The sequence below is a fragment of the Nocardia sp. NPDC102475 genome (genome assembly GCF_055584605.1).
Genome location: NZ_JBVJLS010000007.1, coordinates 314,492 through 339,047, shown reverse-complemented (window position 1 = coordinate 339,047; position 24,556 = coordinate 314,492). Strand labels below are relative to the sequence as shown.

General features: G+C 64.8%; 24 protein-coding genes. 13 read left to right on the top strand and 11 right to left on the bottom strand.

Annotated elements, in window-relative coordinates:
* Nucleotides 1–114: 114 nt before the first annotated feature.
* Nucleotides 115–2,145, top strand: coding sequence for a CocE/NonD family hydrolase (locus tag ACZ60G_RS15995; protein ID WP_465810864.1), 2,031 nt, complete (start codon nt 115–117; stop codon nt 2,143–2,145).
* 1 nt (nt 2,146) lies between these two features.
* Here the strand turns inward: ACZ60G_RS15995 and ACZ60G_RS15990 are convergent, their stop codons facing one another.
* From ACZ60G_RS15990 to ACZ60G_RS15980, 3 genes are all read right to left on the bottom strand, one after another.
* Complete coding sequence (locus tag ACZ60G_RS15990) at nt 2,147–2,803, bottom strand: TetR/AcrR family transcriptional regulator (protein WP_465810863.1); 657 nt, start codon at nt 2,801–2,803, stop codon at nt 2,147–2,149.
* A gap of 63 nt (nt 2,804–2,866) precedes the next feature.
* On the bottom strand, nt 2,867–4,081 hold the full coding sequence (locus tag ACZ60G_RS15985; protein WP_465810862.1) for a L,D-transpeptidase: 1,215 nt from the start codon (nt 4,079–4,081) through the stop codon (nt 2,867–2,869).
* Between the two features lie 127 nt (nt 4,082–4,208).
* Complete coding sequence (locus ACZ60G_RS15980; RefSeq protein WP_465810861.1) at nt 4,209–5,762, bottom strand: LCP family protein; 1,554 nt, start codon at nt 5,760–5,762, stop codon at nt 4,209–4,211.
* Between the two features lie 193 nt (nt 5,763–5,955).
* Here ACZ60G_RS15980 and ACZ60G_RS15975 point away from each other — a divergent pair, with 193 nt between their 5' ends.
* Nucleotides 5,956–6,609 carry an SDR family NAD(P)-dependent oxidoreductase gene (locus ACZ60G_RS15975; protein ID WP_465810860.1) on the top strand — a complete coding sequence of 218 codons (654 nt, stop codon included), beginning with the start codon at nt 5,956–5,958 and terminating at the stop codon, nt 6,607–6,609.
* A 60-nt stretch (nt 6,610–6,669) separates the two neighbouring features.
* Complete coding sequence (locus ACZ60G_RS15970) at nt 6,670–7,800, top strand: serine hydrolase domain-containing protein (protein ID WP_465810859.1); 1,131 nt, start codon at nt 6,670–6,672, stop codon at nt 7,798–7,800.
* A 19-nt stretch (nt 7,801–7,819) separates the two neighbouring features.
* On the opposite strand, the gene ACZ60G_RS15965 is transcribed toward ACZ60G_RS15970, so the two are convergent.
* On the bottom strand, nt 7,820–8,602 hold the full coding sequence (locus ACZ60G_RS15965) for a DUF8020 domain-containing protein (RefSeq protein ID WP_465810858.1): 783 nt from the start codon (nt 8,600–8,602) through the stop codon (nt 7,820–7,822).
* Between the two features lie 180 nt (nt 8,603–8,782).
* A complete protein-coding gene (locus ACZ60G_RS15960) occupies nt 8,783–10,240 on the bottom strand; it encodes an MFS transporter (RefSeq protein ID WP_465810857.1) in 1,458 nt (485 codons plus the stop codon).
* A 130-nt stretch (nt 10,241–10,370) separates the two neighbouring features.
* Here ACZ60G_RS15960 and ACZ60G_RS15955 point away from each other — a divergent pair, with 130 nt between their 5' ends.
* The 4 genes from ACZ60G_RS15955 to ACZ60G_RS15940 all read left to right on the top strand — a co-directional run bounded on the left by ACZ60G_RS15955 (nt 10,371) and on the right by ACZ60G_RS15940 (nt 13,879).
* Nucleotides 10,371–11,072 (top strand): TetR/AcrR family transcriptional regulator C-terminal domain-containing protein, encoded by a 702-nt coding sequence (locus tag ACZ60G_RS15955; RefSeq protein WP_465810856.1) that lies wholly within the window; start codon nt 10,371–10,373, stop codon nt 11,070–11,072.
* An 82-nt stretch (nt 11,073–11,154) separates the two neighbouring features.
* Nucleotides 11,155–12,249, top strand: a complete 1,095-nt coding sequence (locus tag ACZ60G_RS15950; RefSeq protein ID WP_465810855.1) for an LLM class flavin-dependent oxidoreductase — start codon at nt 11,155–11,157, stop codon at nt 12,247–12,249.
* A gap of 98 nt (nt 12,250–12,347) precedes the next feature.
* Nucleotides 12,348–12,896 (top strand): YceI family protein, encoded by a 549-nt coding sequence (locus tag ACZ60G_RS15945; protein WP_465810854.1) that lies wholly within the window; start codon nt 12,348–12,350, stop codon nt 12,894–12,896.
* Between the two features lie 71 nt (nt 12,897–12,967).
* Complete coding sequence (locus tag ACZ60G_RS15940) at nt 12,968–13,879, top strand: NAD-dependent protein deacetylase (RefSeq protein WP_465810853.1); 912 nt, start codon at nt 12,968–12,970, stop codon at nt 13,877–13,879.
* Here ACZ60G_RS15940 and ppnP read toward each other — a convergent pair.
* Nucleotides 13,826–14,137, bottom strand: a complete 312-nt coding sequence (ppnP, locus tag ACZ60G_RS15935) for a pyrimidine/purine nucleoside phosphorylase (protein WP_465810852.1) — start codon at nt 14,135–14,137, stop codon at nt 13,826–13,828. The genes ACZ60G_RS15940 and ppnP overlap by 54 nt on opposite strands.
* 66 nt (nt 14,138–14,203) lie before the next feature.
* On the opposite strand from ppnP, the gene ACZ60G_RS15930 reads away from it, so the two are divergent.
* The 3 genes from ACZ60G_RS15930 to ACZ60G_RS15920 all read left to right on the top strand — a co-directional run bounded on the left by ACZ60G_RS15930 (nt 14,204) and on the right by ACZ60G_RS15920 (nt 16,471).
* Nucleotides 14,204–15,043 carry a DUF72 domain-containing protein gene (locus tag ACZ60G_RS15930; RefSeq protein ID WP_465810851.1) on the top strand — a complete coding sequence of 280 codons (840 nt, stop codon included), beginning with the start codon at nt 14,204–14,206 and terminating at the stop codon, nt 15,041–15,043.
* A gap of 88 nt (nt 15,044–15,131) precedes the next feature.
* Nucleotides 15,132–15,974 (top strand): alpha/beta fold hydrolase, encoded by an 843-nt coding sequence (locus ACZ60G_RS15925; protein ID WP_465810850.1) that lies wholly within the window; start codon nt 15,132–15,134, stop codon nt 15,972–15,974.
* 38 nt (nt 15,975–16,012) lie between these two features.
* Entirely contained in the window at nt 16,013–16,471 is a 459-nt protein-coding gene (locus tag ACZ60G_RS15920; protein WP_387292132.1) for an SRPBCC family protein, read from the top strand.
* A gap of 75 nt (nt 16,472–16,546) precedes the next feature.
* Here the strand turns inward: ACZ60G_RS15920 and ACZ60G_RS15915 are convergent, their stop codons facing one another.
* The 5 genes from ACZ60G_RS15915 to ACZ60G_RS15895 form a co-directional block, all read right to left on the bottom strand.
* Nucleotides 16,547–17,173, bottom strand: coding sequence for an MBL fold metallo-hydrolase (locus ACZ60G_RS15915; protein ID WP_465810849.1), 627 nt, complete (start codon nt 17,171–17,173; stop codon nt 16,547–16,549).
* Entirely contained in the window at nt 17,170–18,255 is a 1,086-nt protein-coding gene (locus ACZ60G_RS15910; protein ID WP_465810848.1) for an S-(hydroxymethyl)mycothiol dehydrogenase, read from the bottom strand. The genes ACZ60G_RS15915 and ACZ60G_RS15910 overlap by 4 nt, the downstream gene beginning before the upstream one ends.
* Before the next feature lie 131 nt (nt 18,256–18,386).
* Entirely contained in the window at nt 18,387–19,412 is a 1,026-nt protein-coding gene (locus ACZ60G_RS15905) for an alpha/beta hydrolase (protein ID WP_465810847.1), read from the bottom strand.
* 87 nt (nt 19,413–19,499) lie between these two features.
* Nucleotides 19,500–19,931, bottom strand: coding sequence for an SRPBCC family protein (locus tag ACZ60G_RS15900; RefSeq protein WP_465810846.1), 432 nt, complete (start codon nt 19,929–19,931; stop codon nt 19,500–19,502).
* 12 nt (nt 19,932–19,943) lie between these two features.
* Nucleotides 19,944–21,329, bottom strand: a complete 1,386-nt coding sequence (locus ACZ60G_RS15895) for a metallophosphoesterase family protein (protein ID WP_465810845.1) — start codon at nt 21,327–21,329, stop codon at nt 19,944–19,946.
* Between the two features lie 153 nt (nt 21,330–21,482).
* On the opposite strand from ACZ60G_RS15895, the gene ACZ60G_RS15890 reads away from it, so the two are divergent.
* The 3 genes from ACZ60G_RS15890 (at nt 21,483) to add (ending at nt 24,334) form a co-directional block, all read left to right on the top strand.
* Entirely contained in the window at nt 21,483–22,781 is a 1,299-nt protein-coding gene (locus tag ACZ60G_RS15890; protein ID WP_465810844.1) for an MFS transporter, read from the top strand.
* 71 nt (nt 22,782–22,852) lie between these two features.
* A complete protein-coding gene (locus ACZ60G_RS15885; RefSeq protein ID WP_465810843.1) occupies nt 22,853–23,254 on the top strand; it encodes a nuclear transport factor 2 family protein in 402 nt (133 codons plus the stop codon).
* Nucleotides 23,255–23,293: 39 nt separating this feature from the next.
* Complete coding sequence (add, locus tag ACZ60G_RS15880) at nt 23,294–24,334, top strand: adenosine deaminase (protein WP_465810842.1); 1,041 nt, start codon at nt 23,294–23,296, stop codon at nt 24,332–24,334.
* Nucleotides 24,335–24,556: the final 222 nt, after the last annotated feature.

Below are 24,556 nucleotides of genomic sequence, written 5' to 3'. Positions count from 1 at the left end.
TGTACAGGGCGTTGCAGTGAGTCATGGTTGCGGACCAACGGTGATGCACGTTACTGTACCCAATCGTTGATGGGAACGGGGTAGTTCCTCATTGCCGGGAGGGTTTGGGCAAGCATGATCCGACGTCGACGTCCGATTAAGGCAGTGGCTGCTGCGATAGCCACCTTCACCGTGTTTGCCGGAGTCGTGGTCGCCGCGGCGCCGACCCAGGCCACGCTCGGTCTCGATGCGCAATTGACCGCGACTCATGCGGGGCCGCAACAGTATCCGAACGTCTACATCGACTGGGACATCCCGATCACCATGAGTGACGGCACGGTGCTGAAGGCGAATGTGTACCACCCGGCCGACGCCTCCGGCCGGCCGATCGTCGAGCCGACGCCGACCATCGTGAACCTCACGCCCTACACCAAGCTGGTGGCGAATATCGCCGACTCCGTGCTGGCCATCCCCGGCCTGGCCGAGCCGCTGATGCAGGCGCTGCACGGCTTCGATCTCTCGGCCTACGGCTTGAGCGGGATCAGCGATCTGGCACAGGCATTGGCGGGCGGCACCGCGCGCACCTTCGCGGTGGATCGCAAACTGGTGCAGAGCGGCTACACCCAGGTGGTCGTCGACGTGCGCGGCACCGGCTTCTCCGAGGGCACCTGGCAGGTGTTCGGTGATCGCGAGCAGCAGGACGGCGTCGAGGTCGTCGACTGGGCCGCGGCGCAGCCGTGGTCCAACGGCAAGATCGGCATGAGCGGCATCTCCTATTCGGCCATCAACCAGTTGCAGACCGCGGAGCGCAGACCCGCTGCGCTGCAGGCGATCTTCCCGATCGTGCCGGGCAGCGATCTGATCCGTGACGTGGCCGCACCCGGTGGCGCACTCGGCATCGGGTTCATCCCGGAATGGCTGCTCGCCGTCGACGGCACGAAATTGATTCCCGACGTGGTGTCCATGCTGGCGGGCAAGTTCGACTGGACCTGGCTGGCGGATCGTGTCCGTGACCCGTTCACCTTCTTCAATATGATCATCATGGCGCTGGGCACCCAGAGCATGGATCAGATTCCGCCCGAAATGTATTCGGTGCTCGACGAGCAAAGCCCGTTGCGCACGGCCTGGATCGGACATCCCGATCGCATCGATGTGCCGACCTTCGTCTACGGCGGCTGGCAGGACATCTTCGCCTACTCCTCGCCGCGGGTCTACAACGCGATCAATGTGCCCGACAGCCAGAAGAAGCTGGTGATGGACAACAACTATCACATCACCACCGGCTCGGGCATGGGTGACACCGACGGACCGGCGGCCCTGGATGTATTGCAGCGCGCATGGTTCGACAAGTGGCTCAAAGGAATCGACAACGGCATCGATGACTACGACCAGGTCACCCTGTGGCAGCAGGGCGGCGGCTGGACCCATACCTCGGCCTTCCCGCGGCCCGATATGGATTACCGCCGTATGTATTTGAACGCGGCCGCCTCGGGCACCGCACCCGGCAGCGCCTACGACGGCAGCCTCACCGGCGAGCCGGGCGGACCCGCGCGGGTTTCGATCGGACCCGGCCTGACCACGCTCTGCTCACGCGACGGTGCACAGGGGACAGCGGGCATTCTGCCGCTCCCGGATATATGCACGAAGGATTCGCGGATCGCGGAGTCCAATGGCCTGACCTTCACGAGCGCGCCGGTCGCCGTAGCGACGCAGATCTCCGGCCCGATCGCGATACACCTCGATACGGTCCTCGATGCCACCGACGGCTACTGGACCGTGACACTGAACGACGTTGCGCCGGACGGACGTTCGACCCAGTGGACACACGGCCAGCGCACCGCATCCCTGCGCGCCGTCGACGAGAGCAAGGCCACCCGCTCTGCCAACGGCGACTACACCGACCCCTACCCCTATCTGACCCTGGACACCCGCGAACCGATCGTGCCCGGTCAGCCGACAATCATCGATATCGGCATGTTCGCCACCGACGGTGTGCTGCAACCGGGGCATCGGCTGCGCGTCGACATCTTCGCCGGAAACTTCCCGAGCAGTCTTCCGTTGCGCCCCTTGCTGAATGAGAGCGGGTTGAAGCCGCAGCACATCGAGCTGGACCCGAATCAGCCGAGCTGGGTGAACATTCCGGTCGACGGCGAGCCGGGCTGGTGAATCAGGCCGGGCCGGAGCCGAGCAAGACCAGTGCGGCGCGAGTCAGTGTGGGCGCCAAGGCCGGTAGCTCCTGCGGCCCGGACTCGATCAGGGTGGCCCGGACTCGATCGTCGATGCCGCCGAGCAGCACATCGATCAGTCCGGGATCGGGTTCGGCGCGAACTTCGCCCGCGCGCACACCGATTCGCGCCGCGGCCACCATCCGATAGCCGAACATGCGGTGCGTGCGGGCCCGGCGGGCGATGAGTCCCGGTCCGGCGGCGAGGGTTTCGATATGCAGCGCGCGTGCGGCGGCGGGCTCGGCGGCCAGGAACTCCAGATACGTTTCCAGCGTAGTGCGCACCAGCTCGACGAAGGTGTCCGCACCCGATTCCGTGACCACCCGGTCGAGTTCACGGGTGATGACGTCGACCGCGAAATCGAAAGCGGCGGTGAAGCATTCCTCTTTGCTCTCGAACAGCCCATAGAACGTGCGCCGGGCCACCCGGGCCCGACCGACGATATCGGTGATCGTGGTCGGGCCGTAGCCGAGTTCGGCGACCGCCTCCAGTGCGGCGATAGATAGCCGCTCGCGCTGTGACGTCACGACTTCGTCCCGGGTCAAGCGATGCGGCCCTCGGGGCAATCGGTCCGGAGAAGCGCTGGTCAAGACGGTCATAATGCCGACGATTCTGCCACACCTGGAACTTTCGCCCGGAAATTCTTTCCGGGCGACAAAGACTCAGTGCAGCGCGCTGCCCTGGAGCCATTCGTCCCAGGGCACGCCCCAGTCCCCGTTCTGCCAGACCTCTAGCGGTGCGCCGCCGGTATTGCGGACCTCGACCACATCGCCCGGAATCGCAAAATTGTAGAACCACTGGGCATTCGCGAGGCTCAGGTTCAGACAGCCGTGCGAGAGGTTCTGGCTGCCCTGCGCCCAGACCGTGGAATCGAGCTGGTGCAGATAGATGCCGTCGGTGCTGATGCGGGTGGCCCAGCCGATGGCCTCCTTGTAGCCGAGCCGGGAATTGACCGGCAGGCCGTAGGTGGAGGAGTCCATGATCACCGGATTGCCCTTGTCCATCACGGTGTAGATGCCCGGCTGGGTCCAGAAGCTCAGCGTCTTACCCGCGATGACCTCGCTGCCACCTCTACCCATCGAGGTGGGCATGGTGCGGATCAGATTGCCGTTCTCGAAGACCTGCACCTGTTTGGTGTTGTCGTCGGCAATGGAGACATGCGACGGGCCGATGGTGAAGGTGGTCTTGGTGTCTTCCTGGCCGTAGAGGCCGCCGCCGAGGTCCGCGCCGTAGATGTTGGCCGTGGCGGTCACCTTGGTGCCCGGCGCGTAGTAGTGCTGCGGCCGCCAGTGCGCGTTGCGCTTGTCGAGCCAATACCAGGAACCCTCGACCGGCGGGTCGGTCGTCACCGAGAGCCGCTTCTCGGCAACGGCCTTATCCGGGACGTCCTCGTCGAAATGCGCGACCACCACGGTGCCGACACCGAAGGTGCCGCCGTCGGTCAGCGGTGTGCCGCCGGTGGTGGTCATATAGACCTTGGTCTGGTTGTTCGGCGCCAGCGTGCTGAAGGTCGAGGTGGTCGGCCCGACGCGGCCGGTGATGGTGAGGCTTTCGGCGCTGATCGTGTAGGTGTGCCCGTACCCGAGTGGATCGACGGGCTTCCACGCCGTCTTGTCCGGGGTGTAGATGCCCTCGATCGAACGGCCCGCCTCATTGGTGAGTTTCACCGAGGTGAGCATGCCGTCGTTCGCGGTCACCACGACCGGCGCGAGCGGATCGACATTGTTGCCACCGCCCGGCGTGATGACGATCGGGGGCGGCGGCGGTCCGGCCTGGGTGGTCGGCGCTTCCGACTTCGATGAACATCCGGCGACGAGCAACGTCATCACCAATGCAAAACCCGCAGCTGCTCTCCACCGGAAACGGCGACTCGACATGACTCTCCTGTGTTTCGCCGTGCGTTCCCTGCGGCGCACCTAACGACGTACTGGCCCGTGCCGTAGTTTACCGGCCATTTCGGGCGTGGTTCGCCGCCGCGGGTGTGACCTGCGCCGATATCCGGCGTCAGTTGACGCAGGGGACGCTGCTGCCGATCGTGGTCGCGACCGGCTTGCCCGCATCGGGTGCGGGTGTGGCGGAGGTGGTGGTCGCGGACGCGCTGGTGGTCGGCACGAGTTCGGTGGGCATGGTGAAATCGGTGCCGACGACCACGGTGATGTGGCCGGGTTCGACATTCGGCGATACGGTCGCGGTGAGGCCGAGGATGTCGCCCAGCTGCGCGGCATCGGTCTCGGCGCCGGTGCCGTAGGTGATGGTGGAGGTGGCGCGGGTGGTGCCGCTGTCGACCGTGCCCGCTGTATAGCCGCGCTTGGTGAGTGCGGTGGAGAGTTGGGCGGCCCGGCCGGTGTATCCGCTCGCATTGCGGAAATCGACGATGCTGGTCGGGGTGTGCGTCGAGGTGGTCGGCGTGGTTTCGATGCCGAAGGCGGCGCGCACTTCCTTCTTGATGGCCGCCGGATCGACGATATTGACGTCCTGACCGTCGATATTGTCGTAGCGCAGCACCGGCAGCGTCCGGAATTCGACCGAGATCGAGCCCGCCGAACCGAGGTCGCGGGCGAAGTCGAGCAGGTTCCAGCCGTCGGACAGCACGACATCGCGGTGCGCCACATCCATGAGACCGGAGAGCTTGCTGAAGTTGGTCAGCGTGCCGGCGTCCTTCAGCGATTTGGCGACCGAGGTGAGGAAGGCCTGCTGGCGGTGGGTGCGGTCGAGGTCGCCGTTCTCCAATCCGTGGCGTTGGCGCACGAAGGACAGCGCATTGGCGGCATCGAGATGCTGCGGACCCGCGGGAAAGACTGCGCCGGAGTAGTAGCTGTCGTCGACCGCGTGGTTGAGGCAGACATCGACGCCGCCGAGCTTATCGGCCAGATCGTAGAAGCCGACGAGCGAGATTTCGGCGAAGCGGTCGATGGGGACGCCGACCAGATTGCGCACCGTCTGCACAATCGATGCCCGCCCCGCCTCGCGGCCCGCGCGTTCCAGGGCCACCTTGTCCTTCATGCCCGAGTTTTCCAGTTTGGTCTCGGTGGCGGCCTTCTTCAGCCCGTAGGCCTCCTTGATCTTGGCGTGGTCGTAGCCCGGAATGCCGGAGACCGCGACATAGTCGTCGCGCGGAATGGAGAACGCCACGATCTTGTGCATATCCGCGGGAATATGCAGCAGAATCAGCGAATTCGCGTTGTAGCCGCCGTTGTCGCCGTCGCCGGCGTGCAACTGGTCCAGGATCGCCTTCGGCAAGTCGTTGCCGTCGAGGTCCTTGCGGGTATCCAGGCCGATCAGCAGGATATTCAGATCGCCGCCGAGTGAGCGCGGTGCATCCTTGCCGATCGCATCGCTGTGGGTGAAGCCGTTATCGAATTCGGTCTTGGCCGACCAGGCGAATCCGGTGCCGGACAGCACGGCGAGAGCGGCGATCGATGTCAGGACACGCATTGCGATCTCTGCCGCTTTGCGGGCGCGATGGGGTTTCGGTTCCGCTCGTCGGTGCGCTGCTCGGCGGTGTCCGGTGGGCCGAGCCTCGGTGATTTTGGGGAGCTCGACGGTGTCGTCATCCATGGCGGCGGCCTAGGTCCCGGGTCATTCTCGCCGCCTCAGCTTTCGTCTCGGGTTCCGACACAGCGCATGTCGGGGTCATACCCGCTAGCGACTTGTTACCACGCTCAACCTTCCCAGTGCTACCGACGCCGCTCGGGGCAGGCAAGAATCGGACATTGTGACCTGCACAGATTGACGATCTAGTCTCGTATATATGGCTGCTCCCGTGTTGCTCGTGCTCGGTGCCGGTCCCGGCGTCGGGCTGTCCGTCGGCCGTCTTTTCGCGCGCGACGGGTATGTAGTGGTGCTGGCCTGCCGGTTCGGCGCAGAGGCCGAGCCGTTGGCGAAGGAATTGCTGGGCGAAGGTTTCGATGCCGAAGGTGTCGGTGTGGATCTGGCCGATCCCGACGATGTCACTCGAGTTGTGACCGAGGTGGGCGAGCGGCATGGGCGCATCGACGTGCTGCACTTCAACCCGAGCATCTTCCGGCAGGCGGATCCGCTGCGGTTGACGGTCGCGGAGTTGATCGAGGACTTCACGATCGGCGCCGCGGCGCTGCTGCCCGCGGTGCAGGCCGCGCGGCCGTTCTTCGCTCCCGGTGCGCGCGTGCTCGTCACGGGGAGCGCCGCGGCGGATAAGCCGTGGTATGAGGCGGCATCGCTCGGTGTGCAGAAGGCGGCGGTGCGCAATCTCGTCACCAGCCTGGACACCACCCTGGCACCCGACGGTTTCCGCGCCGTCGCGGTGCAGATCAATGGTGTGCTCGGCGAAGGTGCGTTCACCCGGGAGCGGGTCGCCGCGGCATTGCACGCCGCCGCCGTCCGTCCCCTCGACGACTGGACACCGCATGTGTCCTATAACGGCTGATCCGACGAGACATTCCGACCAACGACGCGCGGCAGAGCGGGTCGCGACGAAGGAGGATTGATGCGGCGGTTCAATGTAACAACGGCTTTGGTTGCCGCACTGATGATTTCGGTGCTGCCGCATCTCGCGGCGTCCTCGGCGCAGCCGGCCACGGTACACCCCCAGGTGCTGCAAGCCAGGCTGGATGACCTGGCCCGTTCGGCTTTCGTGCCAGGGGGGCAGCTGGTCGTGACCGCCGACGGCGACGCGACTCAGATCAATAGCGGCGTCGGCGATCTCGCGACGGGCGCTCCGTTCCCGGATGACGCACAGATTCGGATCGCCAGCAATACCAAGACCTTCGTGGCGACCGTGGTGCTGCAGTTGGTGGGGGAGGGGCGAGTCGAGCTCGACGCTCCGATCGAGCGTTATCTGCCCGGTGTGGTGCGCGGCCCCGGCGGTGACGGGAATCTGATCACCGTCCGAAATCTGTTGCAGCACACCAGCGGTATCCCGGACTATCTCCTTCGATTGGACTGGGGGTCGGTCGAGTCGTTGCAGCGGTACCAAACCGCGGATCAGCTGATCCGACTCGGTTTGGATATGCCCGCGCTTTTCGCGCCCGGCTCGCGTTGCGGCTACTCCAATACCAATTACCTGCTGGCCGGAAAGCTGATCGAGCAGGTCACGGGACGACCGCTTGGCGCCGAGGTGACCTCCCGGATCCTGATCCCGCTGGATCTCCGAGACACCTATTGGCCCGAATTCCCGCAGGAGAACGTGATTCGCGGTCCACACCCACGCGCATATCAGATCTTCAACGGCGCCCAGGTCGACATCACCGATATCGACCCGGGCTGGGGCTTGGCCGATGGCGCGCTCGTCTCCACCGATGCCGACCTGAACCGCTTCTTCACCGCCCTCCTCTCCGGAAAACTGCTTCGCCCAACCGAACTCGCCGAAATGCAGCACACCATCCACGGCGACGACCCAGCCCGCCCCGACGATGTCGGCCTCGGCCTGTACCACCGCACCAACGCCTGCGGCATGGATATCTGGAGCCACGGCGGCGCCATGGACGGCTTCTTCGTCTTCGGCGGCTACACCCCCAACCGCGCGATAACCGTCAGCCTCAACCAAGTGCCACCCCTGTTCGGCTTCGGCTACAAGGGCGCAATGGACAGCCTGGTAGACGGCGCCTTCTGCGGGTGAGGGAGTCAGTTCCGCGGAACTACTTCGGTGCGGGCGGCGCGGGTTGGGTCGTCGTCTTGTCCGCGAACCGGGTGGTGCCGTCCGGAGACATCATCGTGTTGACGTAATCGACGCCGGAGGCGATCAGGACCGGTCCGCCAATGGCGATCGTGCCGATGATCCCGCCGAGGGCGGCGCCGGTGGTCAAGCCGAGGATGCAGCCGGCGGCAATGGTGGCGACACATCCGACGACCGCGCCGATTGCGGTGCCGACGAAGCCACCGATCGCTGTGGCCAGGCCGAACTGCATGGCGAATTCATCACGGGCACGGTTGTTCTCGGCCATCGATGCCACCGGCTTGACGGCCAGTGGCTGCGAGATGTCGAGTCCGGCGGGCTTCTGCGGCGCCAGTTCCAGTACCGTGCCGTCCTTTTCGACCACCGGCTTGACCGGTATGTCGGTATCGGCCGCCCGGAACCGCAGTGGCAGCGTCAGGACGACGTGACCGTCGGTGTCGGCCAGATCGACGACATCGATCACATCGGCGATATCGGCGGCCTTGCCGTCTTTATCGACCAGCGTGCCGTCCTTGTCGACCAGCCGCCCGTCGCCGCCGGCCGCGAGCTCGCTTTCCGCTGCCTTGGACAGGGTGAAGGTGCCGTTACGCACGCTGGCCACCACTGTCTTGTCGACTAGTTTGACCGAGTAAGTGATGTCCTGCCGCGGGGGCGCGGCGACCGGCTCGGCATGCGAAACTCCGGCGCCCAAGGTCACGGCACCGATGACAAGGATCGCCGCCGCAGTGCTATCGCAAAGCTTCATTCGGGTATTCCGTTCAGTCATCAGATGATTCGCTCTTCGCAACGCCCCGTGCAGGCTCGACTCGCCTGCTCGAGCAACTCCCCGTGCAATGTACTCGTATGCGCGGCAAGGAGGTCGAGGGGAGCCTAGCCGAGCCTGCGGTGCGAAGCGACCGGATTCGGAGCGAAAAATCGATGCCAGCTATGACACGGTTACTTCCTCCGGTGTGTCGACCTGCGGCGCGGGCCGTGTCCGCAGCAATAGCAAACCGAGTAGTGCTGCAGCGATGCTGAAGCCCGCACTGATCCACGCGCCGGTCGACATGGCATCGGTGAACGCTTCCTTGGCCGGTTCGATATATCCGAGTTGGAATGCGGCGCCGATGGATTCACGTGCGGCATCGGGTACGTCTTCGGGCATATGCGACGTGAACACACCGGCCAGTACGCTACCCAGGATCGCGATGCTGATCGCCATGCCGACCTGCTGCAGCGTGTCGTTCATGGCCGAGCCGACGCCCGCATGCTCGAGCGGAATGGCGCTCATGATCGCGGCATACGCGGCCGGACCCGCCAGACCGCCGCCGATCCCCATGACCAGCATGCTGGCCAGTACCGCGAAATATCCGGAACCGACGGCCAGGATCGCGAACGCCCCACCCATGACGAGCAGACCGGCGACGATGAGCGTCTTATTGCTCAACTTCTTACCCAGCGTCGCGCCGAGACCGTTGCACACCGCGGCGGCCACCGCATACGGCAGCAGCGCCAGTCCCGCCTTCATCGGCCCGTAGCCGAGTACGAACTGCAGGTACTGGGTGAGCATCAGCATGATCGCGCCCATACCGAACACCATCAGCAGCAGCGTGCAGCAGGTGCCGGTGAAATCGCGATTGCGGAATACCGCCAGCGGCAGCATCGGATGCGCCGACCGGCTCTCCCAGACCACGAACGCCAATCCGGTGACCACGGCGAGTCCGATCATCGGAATGTTCCACTCGCGCTCGATGATCACGTAGACCGTCGAGGTGAGCGCGACGATGGACAGCAGCACGCCGATCAGGTCGACCGGCCGCTGCTCACCGGTGGATTCCGGCATCAGCACCAGCGCGGCCACAATCGCGAGCACCGCGACCGGGATATTCAGCAGGAACACCGAACCCCACCAATAGTGCTGTAGCAGAAAGCCGCCCAGCGTCGGCCCGAGCACGATGCCGACCATCGACACGGTGGACCAGGCCGCCATCGCCTTGCGCCGCTCGTCCTCGGCGAAGGTGGTCATCAGGATGGACAGGGTCGACGGCATGAGCAGCGATCCGCCGACGCCCATCAGAGCGCGCGCCCCGACCACCTGCCACGGCGCGGTGGCCAACACTGCAGCAAGCGATGCCACGCCGAACAGTGCCAACCCGATCACCAGCATGCGCCGCCGGCCGAACCGGTCGGACAGGCTGCCCGCGGTGAGCAACAGGCCGGCGAAGACGAGGACGTAGGCGTCGAGGATCCACTGGACATCCGACGGCGTCGCGTCGAGTTCCCGGATCAAAGACGGAATGGCGATATTGAGCACAGTGCCATCGATCATCAGCACCAGCAGAGACAGACAGAGGACCCCCAGAATCCACCAACGGCGAGGATCTCGTACAACGTTCGATTCCACTCGAACACCGTACGATAGAATCGCACAATGTGCGAGAGAATTATGTTGGCCCTGTGACTGAGCGCAGCGAGGGAACCGAAGACACAGCACATCTTGTCGCAGCGGAGCCGAGCGCTAGCGAGGCGGAGCTGTGACAAAGCAGCAGTTCTCCTCGGTGTGGACCCGTGAGCCGCGCCAGCCGAAGGCGGCCGGACTGCGCCGCGACCAGATCGTCGCCGCCGCAATCGAGGTATTGGATGCCGACGGGCTCGGCGCGCTGAGCATGCGAAAGCTCGGCGCGAAGCTCGATGCGGGCGCGACCAGCCTCTACTGGCATGTCGCGAATAAGGATGAACTGCTCGAACTCGTCCTCGACGAGATCTGGGGTCTGATACGAATTCCGGATCCGGACCAGGCCTCGTGGCGTGAGGTCGTCACGACCTACGCCTACAACTTCCGGCTCACCATGCTCGACCACACCTGGGTGACAACCTTGATCGGCTCCCTGCCGAGCGTCGGCCCGAAGGCCTTCGAACTCAGTGATCGACTGCGCCGCACCTTTATCGACGCCGGATTCACCGGCGTCGATATCTACCTCGCGAGTGGCACCGTGACGAGTTATGTACTCGGGCAGGTCATCCCGGAGATCACCGCGGCGAAGGCATTCGGCGACAAGGGTTTCGACAAGGAAATGGTGCTCGACGTCATGGATGAGCTCGCCTCCGACTATCCGGAGATGCTCGACGACTACCGGAAGATGCAACCCGCCGATTATCAGACCGCCCGCGCGATGGCCTTCGATTTCGGTCTGCTCTGCGTCATGGACGGTCTGGAATCACGGCTGCGCAAGTGACCCCTCGGGAATAGATGGCGACACCGCCCTGTTGGTTGCCATATCCACCAAATAGGTGTCAGACTTTCCGAGAGGAGGCGTGGTGCAGTTCGGAATCTTCACGGTGGGCGATGTGACGGTCGACCCGACGACGGGTCGGGCCCCGACCGAGCACGAGCGCATCAAGGCGATGGTCGCGATCGCGCGCAAGGCCGAAGAGGTCGGCCTGGACGTATTCGCCACCGGCGAGCATCACAATCCGCCGTTCGTACCGTCGTCGCCTACCACGATGCTCGGCTACATCGCCGCGCAGACCGAGCGGTTGCAGCTGTCGACGGCGACGACACTCATCACCACCAATGATCCGGTGAAGATCGCCGAGGACTTCGCCATGCTGCAGCATCTGGCCGACGGTCGCGTCGATCTGATGCTCGGCCGCGGCAATACCGGTCCGGTCTACCCGTGGTTCGGCAAGGATATTCGCGAAGGCATCCCGCTGGCGATCGAGAACTACCATCTGCTGCACCGGCTTTGGCGCGAGCATGTGGTCGACTGGGAGGGCCGATTCCGTACTCCGTTGCAGGCGTTCACCGCAACGCCGCGACCGCTGGACGGGGTACCGCCGTTCATCTGGCACGGGTCGATCCGCAGTCCCGAAATCGCCGAGCAGGCCGCCTATTACGGCGACGGCTTCTTCGCGAACCATATCTTCTGGCCCAAGGAGCACTTCCAGCGCCTGATCGAGCTGTATCGGCGCCGCTTCGAGCATTACGGCCACGGCTCCGCCGACCAGGCCATTGTCGGCCTCGGCGGACAAGTATTCATGCGCAAGAACTCTCAGGACGCGGTGCGTGAATTCCGTCCCTACTTCGACAACGCGCCGGTCTACGGCCACGGCCCGTCGCTCGAGGATTTCACCGAGCAGACGCCGCTGACCGTCGGCAGTCCACAGCAGGTGATCGAAAAGACCATGACGTTCCGGGAAAGCTTCGGCGACTATCAGCGACAGCTGTTCCTGATGGACCACGCGGGTCTACCGTTGAAAACGGTGCTGGAGCAACTCGATCTGCTCGGCGGGGAGGTAGTTCCGGTGCTGCGCAAGGAGTTCGACGCACTGCGTCCGGCCCATGTCCCGGATGCGCCGACTCATGCGTCATTGGTCGCGGCTCGTGCCAAGGGCAGCACTGTGGAGGTCTGATCCCCCGGTGCAACGGCGCACCGGTCCTGAAATGCCAGAACTGAATACTCGTTCGATGTACAAGTAATTGAAATATCAACCACATGAGGAGACCGACAATGTCGACCACCACCGCCAAGGATCTGACCGCGGGCACCTGGGTCATCGATCCCGCCCACTCCACCCTCGGCTTCACCGTGCGTCACCTGATGGTCAGCAAGGTCCGCGGTCGCTTCGCCGACTTCTCCGGCAAGCTGGTCATCAATGAGGACGGCACCGCCTCGGCCGAGGCCGAGATCCTGGTCGAGTCGGTGACCACCGACAACGAGCAGCGCGACGCGCACCTGCGCACCGCGGACTTCTTCCACGCCGCCGACTTCCCGGTGGCCACCTTCAAGTCGACCGGATTCCGCGTCGATGGCGAGGATTTCGTCGTCGACGGTGAATTCACCATCCGCGGCACGACCCGCCCGGTCTCCCTCGATGTCGAATTCCTCGGTGTCAACCCCGGTATGGGCCATGGCCCGGTCGCCGGTTTCGAGGCCAAGACCGTCATCAACCGTCGCGACTTCGGCATCACCATCGATATGCCGCTGCCCGACGGCGGCGCGGTGATCGGCGACAAGATCACCCTCACCCTGGAGATCGAGCTCGGCCTGCAGGCCTGATCAGGACCGACGTAGTGCCCTCGCAGCCGCCCGGGATCACCGACCGGGCGGCTGCGCTTACTCTGAATTCCATGTCCAGATTCGACGCATCCGCTGTCGCGCGGTTGTGCGGGCTGCTGGCGGGGCGGCGGGTCGCGGTGCTGACGGGGGCCGGGGTGTCGACCGACAGTGGGATTCCGGATTATCGGGGGCCGGGGTCGCCGGTGCGAACTCCGATGACGTATCAGCAGTTCGTGGGGGATGCGGCGTTTCGGCAGCGGTATTGGGCGCGCAACCACATCGGGTGGCGGGCCATGGACGGGTCACGGCCGAATGCGGCGCATCGGGCGTTGGCGCGGTTGGAACGGGCGGACGTCGTCACCGGGTTGATTACGCAGAATGTCGATCTGCTGCATACGAAGGCGGGTCATCGGCGAGTCATCGATCTGCACGGGACCTATGCGCGGGTGCGGTGCCTCGGCTGTGCGGCGCTGATTTCGCGGATGACCTTGGCCGAGCGGTTGGAGGCCGCCAATCCGGGTTTCGCGGCATCGGCGACGGCCACCGGGGTAGAGGTGGCCCCCGATGCCGATGCGGTGGTCGCCGATACCGCGAATTTCCGGATGGTGGACTGCGCGCGCTGCGGCGGCATGCTCAAGCCGGACATCGTGTACTTCGGGGAGAACGTCCCCAAGGAGCGCGTTGCCACCGCGTTCGAAATGGTCGAGGCGGCGGACGCGCTGCTGGTGGCGGGATCGTCGTTGACGGTGATGTCCGGGCTGCGGTTCGTGCGATTTGCGGCGAAACAGGGCAAGCCGGTCGCCATCGTGAACCGCGGCCGGACCCGAGGCGATGAACTCGCCACGCTCACCGTCGATGCCGGGTGCGCGGATGTGCTGACCGCGCTGGCGGATTCACTGGGTGCCGAACGCGTTCGGCGTTTGACCGGCTCAGCCGAAGTGGCAGACGTAGTGCAGCGTCGTGAGCGCCTCGATCTCGAATGAGCTGTTGCCCGGCACCGAGAACGATTCGCCGCCGCGGTAGGTCACGGCTTCGGTCTCGCCTGCGAGGGTGACCTTGCACTCGCCCTGGATCAACTCCATGATCTCCGGCTCGACCGTATCGAACGTCAGGGTGGACGGCAGGATGACGCCCACCGACTTCGCGGTGCCGTCGGCCAGCTCGATGCCGTGGCTGATGCACTTGCCGTCGAAGTACACATTGGCCTTCTTGGCCACACTGACATTCTCGAACCGCGTCATGATCTCTTTCCCGAGGTGCTGGAGGTGGAGCCGTCAGCGTACGCGACGTGCGTTAGCGTCCCTGTCATGCGGCTTCACGTGGGATGTGCGATGTGGACGCACGCGGCATGGCAGGAATATCAACCGGTTCCGGCCGAGCGGTTGCGGCATTACGCCTCGTGGTGCACCGCGGTGGAAGGCAATACGACGTTCTATGCGACGCCGACGCGCAGCACGGTGGAGTCATGGGCGAAGCAGACCGATCCCGACTTCCGCTTCGTCGTCAAACTGCCCAAGCCGATCACGCACGAGCGCAGGCTGCACGGTGCCGAAGCCGAACTGCGCACCTTCCTGGATGCGATGGAACCGCTCGGCCCGCGCATCCATGCGCTGTGGGTGCAGTTGCCGGGATCGTTCGGTCCGGCCGATCTCGGGACGCTGGCCGGATTCCTGCGCGCGCTGCCCGGCTCGTACCGATCCGCCGTCGAGGTCCGGCATCCCGCATTCTTCGAAAATGACAGCGCCGCACGGCAATTGGAGCAGGTGCTCGCACGCGTAAGTGCCGAATGGGTGCCCTTCGACACCACTTTGCTTTTCGACGGACCCGCCGAGAGTGCCGCGGAGGCCGAGGCGCGGGCGAAGAAACCGCGGGTGCCGCGCCGCACGCGAGCGCTCACCGAATTCCCGATCGTCCGCTATCACGGCCGCGATTCGGCCGAGCGCACAGTTGCCGGCTGGCAGTCGTGGCTCGACATCGTCATCGCATGGCTGCGCGAGGGCCGCTCACCAACGGTTTTCATCCATACCCCCGACAACGCCTCCTCCCTGCACCTCGCCCGCCGCTTCCACGACGAGGTCCGCGCCCGCCTGCCCGAACTCGAGCCGCTGCCCGATCCCATTCCCACCGAGCCGATGACTTTGTTCTGAATATCTCGAATAAGTAACGATTCCGAATGTTTGCTCGGATAGACTGGAGGGTGTTGCCGCACTAGTGCCGAGCACGATGGAGGAACCGATGAGCCACGCCACCGCGCAGTCCACGTCCTTCACCCTGCGCGGCGCGGCGGGCGCGCTGGCAGCCTGGGAATCCATACCGCCGCATGACGTCGAGATGCGCGGCACGGTGCTGTTGGTCCCCGGCTTCACCGGCTCCAAAGAGGACTTCGAGGCCATGGTGCCCATTCTGTCGGCAGCCGGATTCCGTTGTGTCGCTTACGATCAGCGCGGGCAGTGGCAGTCCGACGGTCCCGATGAGGCATCGGGATACACGATGGCCGATTTCGCCGACGATCTGATCCTCGTCGCCGATCAGATCTCGGACGACACACCGATTCACCTGGTGGGCCACTCATTCGGCGGCTACGTCGCACGCGCCGCGCTTGCCGCCCATCCGGACCGCTTCCGCAGCCTCAGCCTGCTCGCCTCCGGCCCGTCCTCGATCTCCGATATCAACTTCGCACCACCGCAATTGGTCGCCCAACTCATCGAAAGCGGTGGCCAGCGGGCACTGTGGGAGCAGATGAGTCAGGCCATGGCGGCCCTGGTTCCACCCGCGAAACTCGAATTCCTGCGCAACCGCATCTTCACCACAAAGAAGGCGAATCTGATCGGCATCATGCGGGCCATGGAGGGCCCGACCGACTGCACCGCCGCCCTGCGCGCCACCGGCCTCCCGATCCTCATCGCCTACGGCAACTCCGGCGATCTCTGGCCGCCGAGCGTCCACGAACGCTATGCCGAGGAATTGGGCGCGCGCACCGCGGTTTACGACGGTGTGGGCCACCTACCGAACGAGGAGCGCCCGGCCCGCGTGTGCGCCGATCTGGTCGCGTTCTGGACCGGCATCGATCCGCACTGAGCGGACCTGTCTGAGAAGGTGCCTGCTAGCGTGCAGGTATGCACGATAGCGTGACGGTTCGAATGGCGGCACCCGCAGACAAGATCTGGGCCTTGGTCAGCGATATTACGAATACCGGGAAGTACTCGCCGGAGACCTTCGCGACCGAATGGCTCGGTGGCGCAACGGCTCCCGCAGTGGGCGTCAAATTCCGCGGCCACGTCAACCGCAATGGCTGGGGGCTGAAGTATTGGACGGTCTGCCGGATCGTCGCGTGCGAGCCCGGACGTGAGTTCGCATTCACCGTGCTCGGACCGCGCGGGATGGCGGTCAATACCTGGCGCTACCGTTTCGAGCCGGTCGAGGGCGGTACCGACGTGACCGAATCGTTCCAGCTGAACGAAAACAATCTCCCGCTGCGCCTCTACTGGCTCGTAGCCGGCCGCGCCCGCGGCAAAACCAACCGCGACGGCATGCGCCAAACCCTCGAGCGCATCAAAGCCGACGCCGAACAGTAATCAAGATCAGGTGGAATCCATGGCGGCATCGGGCGAGAAGCCGCCGCCACCAGTGCCACCTGATCTTGACTACTGTTAGTGGCCCCGGGCGATCCAGTCGGATAGTGCGGGTTTTTCCGCGCCGATGGTGGTGCCGTCGCCGTGGCCGGTGTGGACCGTGGTTTCCTCCGGAAGGGTCAGCAGGCGGTCCCGGATGGAATCGATGATTGTGCCGAAGTCGGAGAACGAGCGGCCGGTGGCGCCGGGGCCGCCGTGGAACAGGGTGTCGCCCGTGAACAGGGCGGTGGCCTCGGGCAGGTGCAGGGAGACCGAGCCGGGGGAGTGGCCCGGGGTGTGCAGGACTTCGATATCGGTGCCCGCCACGGTGATTCGCTGGGTATCGGCCAGTGATTCGTAGTCGACGTCGGGGTGGGTCATACGCCAGAGCGGATCGTCGCCCGGATGCAGCAGGATCGGGGCGTCGAGGCGTTTCGCGAGTTCCGGTGCGACGGTGACGTGGTCATTGTGACCGTGCGTGCAGACGACCGCGCGGACATTGCGGTTGCCGACGGCTGCGATGATCGCGTCGGCATCATGCGCCGCGTCGACGATCACCACCTCGGCGTCGTCGCCGATCAACCACACATTGTTGTCGACATCCCAGGTACCGCCGTCGAGTGAAAAGGTGCCGGAGGTGACGACCCGATCGATGCGCAGGCTCACCAGACCACCACCGAACGCAGCACTTCACCGGCATGCATTGCGGAGAAGGCCTTTTCGACCTGGTCCAGGGCGATGCGCTCGGTGACGAAGCGCTCCAACGGAAGTCGGCCCTGCAGATACAGATCGACCAGTATCGGGAAATCGCGTTCGGGCAGGCAGTCACCGTACCAGGAGGATTTCAGTGCGCCGCCACGGGAGAACAGATCGATCAGCGGCATCTCGATGGTCATATCCGGAGTCGGGACGCCGACCAGCACGACGGTGCCCGCCAGGTCGCGTCCGTAGAAGGCCTGCTTCCAGGTTTCCGGGCGCCCGACCGCGTCGATGACCACATCCGCGCCGAAACCGTCGGTGTATTCCTGGATCTGCTCGACGACATCGGTTTTTGTCGCATCGATCGTGTGAGTTGCGCCGAATTCCGTTGCCCAGCTGAGCTTCTGGGGATCGCGGTCGATCGCGATAATGGTCCGCGCACCGGCCAGTCGCGCACCCGCGATGGCGGCATCGCCGACACCGCCGCAGCCGATGACCGCGACCGTATCGCCACGCGACACATTGCCGGTATTCATCGCCGCGCCGAGACCCGCCATCACGCCGCAGCCGAGCAGTCCGGCGACGGCCGGATCGGCATTCGGGTCGACCTTGGTGCACTGGCCTTCGTGCACCAGCGTCTTATCCGCGAATGCGCCGATGCCGAGGGCGGGGCTGAGTTCGGTGCCGTCGGTGAGAGTCATCTTCGTGCTCGCATTGTGGCTGGCGAAGCAGTACCACGGGCGGCCGCGCTTACACGCGCGACATTCACCGCAGACCGCGCGCCAGTTCAGGATGACGAAATCGCCCGCGACAACATGGGTGACCGCGTCCCCGACGGTCTCCACGACGCCCGCGGCCTCGTGCCCGAGCAGGAACGGGAATTCGTCGTTGATACCGCCCTCGCGGTAGTGCAGATCGGTATGGCACACCCCGCAGGACTGGATGCGCACCACCACATCGTGCGGCCCGGGATCCGGGATCACGATATCGACGAGTTCGACCGGTGCGCCCTTGCTACGGGCGATCACGCCACGCACGGTTTCGGACACGATTCCTCCTAGATGTCGCCGAGTGCTCGAGACACACGCCGTTCCACTCGTACCAAAGCCTAGGAGAGTGACCGTGGACTATTTCGGCTTCGGGAAATACTCGCGTCCAGTGACGGCGATGTCGGCGGGGTTCAGGCGTCCAGTCCATTGGCGAGAACCGGCCAGGATTCCTTCAGTGCGCGTTCCCAGTAACCCCAGGAGTGGGTGCCGGTGGGTTCGAGGTCGTAGGTGGCCGGAATGCCGAGCTGATTCAGCCGGTGCTGCATGTTGCGGGTGCACCAGGCGGTCGATCCTTCGATCGCGCCGCCCATCGTCACCTGCAGGGGCAGGCCACCCTCTGCCCAGCTCTGCGTATGCGGATCGGTGGGATTGTCGTACGGCCCGGGTAGTCCACTCCCCGCCGAAAGGTACAAATTCAATCCGCGCAAGCCTTCGGCGTTGACATACGGATCATGCGCCGCCCACATCGGATCCTGCGGCGGCCCATACATATTCACCGGATCGCCGCCACCCTTGCGCACCGACAGCCCGACGAACGCCTGCCCAACCGGATCGCTGATCTGCGCACACCCACTGAATGCGCCGACGGACCGGTACAACCCCGGACTCGAAATCGCCAGCGAAAGCACCGACGTACCGGAGGTGGAGATCCCGGCAATCGCATTGCGCCCATTGGCGCCCAATGCGGCATCGATCAGCGGCGGCAATTCCCGAGTCAAATACGTCTGCCACTTGTTGACCCCCAACGCCGGATCCGCCGCCCGCCAATCGGCGTAGTAGCTGTACGCCCCACCGAGCGGCTGCACCACATTGACGTTCTTATCGCCGAAAAACCCCATGACATCGGTCTTCGACCCCCAGGTCGCCCCATCGACCCCACCATCCACCCCGGCCAGCAGATACAACGTCGGCCGCGGCACTCCGGTATCCGCGGGCCGCTGCACCTCCACCGATAACTCCCGCCCCATCGCCCCCGAGTACACCGTCAACGTGAGATGCCGGTCATCCCGAACCCGAACCCCGGTAATCTTCGATCCATCCGTGGTCACCACTGACCCCGGTTCGAGCGGTGCCGCGTACGAACGAGGTCCGGCCACAACGGATCCGAGCACAACAGCGGCGACAACCGAGGCCAATCGAAGACCGCCAACACCCATCAGTTACCAACCTCTCCCGGCTCGGCTTCCCGAAGTTTCACGCCTGTCTGCGACAGTAGCCGGGCGGCCGGTAGGTCGAGTAACGCGTCAGCCCGTGAGTTCGCGCTCGGCCGTCCGCAGCACCGTGCGGAAACCGAAGGCGACCGCGGGTGCGAACGTCCTGGTCAATGTGCCACTCAACACCGGAGTCCGGACTTCGAAGGTCGAGACCCAGGTGACTTCGGTACCGTCCGCGGTCTCCCGCAGCCGCATGCTCCCGCTCTCGTGCCGCAGCGGTGGAATCGAGGACCGGATCAGATAGTCCATTCGCACCGGTCGCTCGTATCCGACGATCTCTTCGGTGAGTTTCAATGCGGCCGTGGTGACTTCGCGCATGGTGCCGACGCCGTCCATGCCGACCCGCGTCACCTCGGCCCGGAGCACGCCCGGCACCTGACGGTAGTTCGCCGCATCGGTGATCCAATCGAAAACCCGCTCGATCGGCGCCGCGATGGTGCGCCGCACGGTCACTGTCCGCATGACCGACTGTAACTACAACCCGGAGAAATCGCGCTGGACAACGTGGTTGCGGTCGGCGCAACTGCCGAGGGCATGATCCGGATGCAGACCGAGGTACTGGCGGCGGGTGCGGGTGCTCCAGCAGCGGGCCGACTCGGTGCGGGTCTTGTAGAAGTTGACCGTGTAGCCGCCCTCGTAGACGCGCAGCAGGCTGTAGCCGCCCGGATATTCCTTGGTGGCAGCGACTTCCAGGAACTCCACATCGATACCGGAGTCCGGGCGGTTGCGCCGGTTGCGGTGGGTGTGGCCGCAGTGGTGCAGGAATACGCCGGGAGCATCGCGATAGAGCGCGCCGAGCGCGGTGGCATTGGTGCGATCGAGAACGAACCCCGGGCCGCCCGGATTGCTCACCGCCGCATGGGAAGTAACCGGATGGTGCCCGAATACAAGGGTGGGCCGATCCGGATCAGCCGCCAGGAGTTCACGCAGATGCGCTATTTGCGGTGCGACGATTGTGCCACCGGATCCACGCAGCCGGGTGGTGTCGAGGCCGATCATGCGCAGCTCGCCGACACGATGTTCGACTAGGCGCTGACGTGCGTGAAATACCTTGCCCCAGTGGTCGATACGGTTTTCGTCGGGTTTGTCGTGGTTACCGCGGCAGACGAAGTAGTCGCGGCCGAGCACGCCCCACTCGTCCAACCGCGCTCGCACACCGAGGCTTTGCTCGAGGGTGCCGGTATCGGTGAGATCGCCCGCGACGATCAGTTGATCGGCAGCGCGGTCCGGTCGGCGCAGGTCGTCGAGCAATGCGGTCAGCATGAACTCCGGATAGTGCTCGGTCTCGTGACGCAGGCCGGTGGGCAGCCCGGCCACGATCAGGCCGCTGCTGTGCTCGCCGAAGTGCACATCATTGGCGAGTGCGATGGTGTGCAGCAGTCGTCCCGGCGGCGGGTCGGCGGTGGTGAATGTGCCGGTGGATTCCGGTGTTCCGGAGCGGCGGGTCACCAGGGTCCGGGCGGGGACGGCGCGGTGGCCGTCCGAATATGCCTCGAATCGGTAGGTCCGGCCGGGTTCGAGGCCGTCGAGCTCCGCATAGTGGTAGGCGGTCGGCCAGGAGTCCAGGTAGCGCGGTCGCGCCGCCGCCCGGCCGTCGACCGGTGCGATGCGGACCTCGGTATCGGCCGGGACCGGACGGGTGCGGCCATAGCGGTCGCGGGTGCACGTGGTCCAGGTCAGGATGACCGAGCGGTCGGTTACCGTGACGACCTCGAGGTCCGTGGCCAGCATCGAATCCCGTTGCACACGAACGGAATGGGTGGGTCTGGGGCGGGCGTAGAGTGGGGTGCGCACGGTCACAGCGGCCGCGCCCGCGGCCACATTCGCCAGCCATAGGGTTCGAAGTCGCGGCTCGAGCATTTGAATCTCCGTTCGCTTCTGGCTCGAACGGTACGGTTGCGGGTTGAACGCTCGGGTCCCCGCACATGACGTGTCGGCTGTCCGGTGTCGAACATTCGTATCGCCGGGTCTGGGAATTTGACGGCTGGGTGGATGCGGGTCGAGAGTTCGCGAATGGATGGAACGCCCGAGGTGTCCCGCGCGACGTTGCGCAAGGTCACGATTCGACTGGTGCCCTATCTCGGGCTGCTGTATTTCATCAACTACCTGGACCGGGTCAATATCGGATTCGCCGGGCCCAGCGGTATGAAAACGGAGCTGGGGCTGACCGAGACGGCCTTCGGTTTCGCCTCCGGCATCTTCTTCATCGGCTATCTCGTACTCGAGGTGCCGAGCAATCTGGCGCTGCACCGGTTCGGTGCGCGCCGCTGGATTGCCAGAATCATGGTGAGTTGGGGTGTGGTCGCCACCGTCATGGCATTCGTACCCAACGAAACCTGGCTCTATATCCTGCGATTCACCCTCGGCGTGGTGGAGGCCGGATTCTTTCCCGGCATCCTGCTGTATCTCACCTACTGGTTTCCGCAGACCCAGCGCGCGAAGATCGTCGCACTGTTCATGACGGCGGTGCCGATTTCGACCGCCTTGGGTTCGACGGTATCGAGCCTGATCATCCAGTACGGCGACGGCGTCTTCGGCCTCAGCGGTTGGCGATTCATGTTCCTGGTCGAGGGCGTGCCCGCGATCGCCCTCGCAGTGGTCACCTGGTTCTTCCTCACCGACCGGCCCACGCAGGCCAAGTGGCTGACCGAGACCGAAAGAGACTGGCTCACGTCGGAACTCGAGAAAGAGCAGGCCGCGCGGGTCGAACACTGGACGGTGCGCAAGGCGCTCACCCATCCACGCGTGCTCGGCCTCGCCTTCATCTACGGCGGCATCGTCTACGGCCTGTATGCGCTCGGATTCTTCCTGCCCACGATCATCAACGGCTTCCAGCAGCAGTACGGCACCCACTATTCGGTGGTGCAGCGCGGGCTCATCAATGCGGTGCCCTATGTGATCGGCGCCGTCGTGATGGTGCTGTGGAGCAGGCACGGCGACCGAACCGGGGAGCGGGCCTGGCATGTGGCACTGCCCGCGCTGATCGGCGGGCTCGCGATTCCGGTGGCGCTGTATCTGGGCAACCCGTTCGCCGCCATGGTCGCGGTCACCGTCTGTGCCGTCGGAGTACTCGCCGCGCTGCCCACCTTCTGGGCGCTGCCGAGCACCTTCCTGTCCGGTGCGGCCGCGGCGGGCGGAATCGCCCTGATCAACTCCATCGGCAATGTCAGCGGATTCGTCGCACCGTATGTCACCGGCGCGCTGAAGGACCTCACCGGAACGCAGCGAGCCGGACTATGGGTCGTCGGTATGGCGATGATCGGCTCGGCCGCGGGCGTTCTCGCACTGCGATCCCGAATCCGCACCAGTTAGCGAGCGGCTGTGCTGCGTATCACCGGCTGATGCCTCTGGTCGATGTAGAACGATCCCTCTAATATGAGAATATGAGCAACCGAGACGTAGTCGAAAAGTTCTACAAAGCAACGCAATCCGGGGACGCGGCGGGCATCCTCGCTGCGCTGCATCCGCGCTTCCAGGGCTGGGTGGCTCCCGGCATGCCCAGCGTGACCGTCACACAGGCGCAGAGCCCGGAGGCGGCGCTCGCGGGTATCTGGCAGCCGGTGTTCCGCGAATACGAGATCGCCCCCTTCGCCGAGGAATGGTTCGACGCCTATCCGAACACCGTCATCGTCACCGGCCACTACCGCGGCACCGCGCGTGCCACCGGCAAGCATGTGGCCGCCGAATTCGCCCACATCTGGCATATCGCCGACGAAAAGCTGTTCGCCCTGCATCAATACACCGATACCTGGCACTGGCGGGAGGCGCTGTCGGACGCGGCCTGAACGCACCCGATGGCGGCCGTCGAGGGGGATGATGGCTGCATGTCAACGGATCTCGCCGCATTCGTTCACGGCCTGCCCAAGGCCGAATTGCATCTGCATCTGGAGGGGACGCTGGAGCCGGAGCTGAAGTTCCAGCTGGCGCAACGCAATGGGATCGAACTGCCCGAGCGGACCGTCGAGGAGGTGAAGCAGACCTACAAGTTCCACGATCTGACCTCGTTCCTGCGGGTTTACTACCCGGCCATGCGGGTGCTGCAGCAGTCGCAGGACTTCGACGATCTGGCCTTCGCCTATCTGACAAGAGCGCACGCCGACGGCATCCGACATGTGGAGATGTTCTTCGACCCGCAGGCGCATACCGGGCGCGGGGTCGAGTTCGGCGCCGTGATCAGCGGGTATCGCTCGGCGATCGTACGGGCCCGCCGGGAGTTCGGCATCTCCGCCGAGCTGATCCTGTGTTTTCTGCGCGACCATTCGGCCGAGTTCGCGATGGCGACACTGCTCGAGGCGCTGCCCTACAAGGATTGGATCATCGGCGTCGGACTGGATTCGGACGAACGAGGCAATCCGCCAAGTAAATTCGCGGCCGTCTTCGAGCGGGCCCGCCGCGAGGGCTTCCTGCTCACCATGCACTGCGATATCGATCAGGAAGGCTCCATCGAACACATCAGGCAGGCACTGGAGGACATCGGCGTCGACCGCATCGACCACGGCACCAATATCGTCGAGGACGAGCGCCTGGTCGAACTGGCCGAGACCAAGGGCATCGGATTCACCTGCTGCCCGGTCTCGAATTCCTTTGTGACCGAACAGATGAAGTCGACCGAGATCCTCACGCTGCTCGATCGCGGCCTCGCGGTCACCGTCAACAGTGACGATCCGGCCTACTTCGGCGCCTATGCGGCCGACAACTATCTATCTCTCGCCGCCAACGCGAACCTCGATCTCGACCGTATCGTCGAACTTGCCAAGAACTCGTTCCGCGCCTCCTGGCTGACGCCGGGCCGCCTGGACAGCTTTCTGCGCGAGATCGACGACTATGTCGCGGCGCACCGGCCCAGCGGATCCGAAATCGCCTGACCTATCGACCAGTTGGCGGCGACACGCCCGAATGTGTCGACACCCCTTGAATGAACCGACTGGTTGGCTGTTTGCTGGTGGCAAGCAGTCGCATCGCAGCGAATCCGGGCCGGTGAACCGTATGTTCATTGCGCGGCGGGTGACGTCCGCGAGTGCCGAATCGTCGTTAAATCGAAACTTCGCATGCGTGTGTCGCGCGCGGCACGCCGCAGGACGACCCAC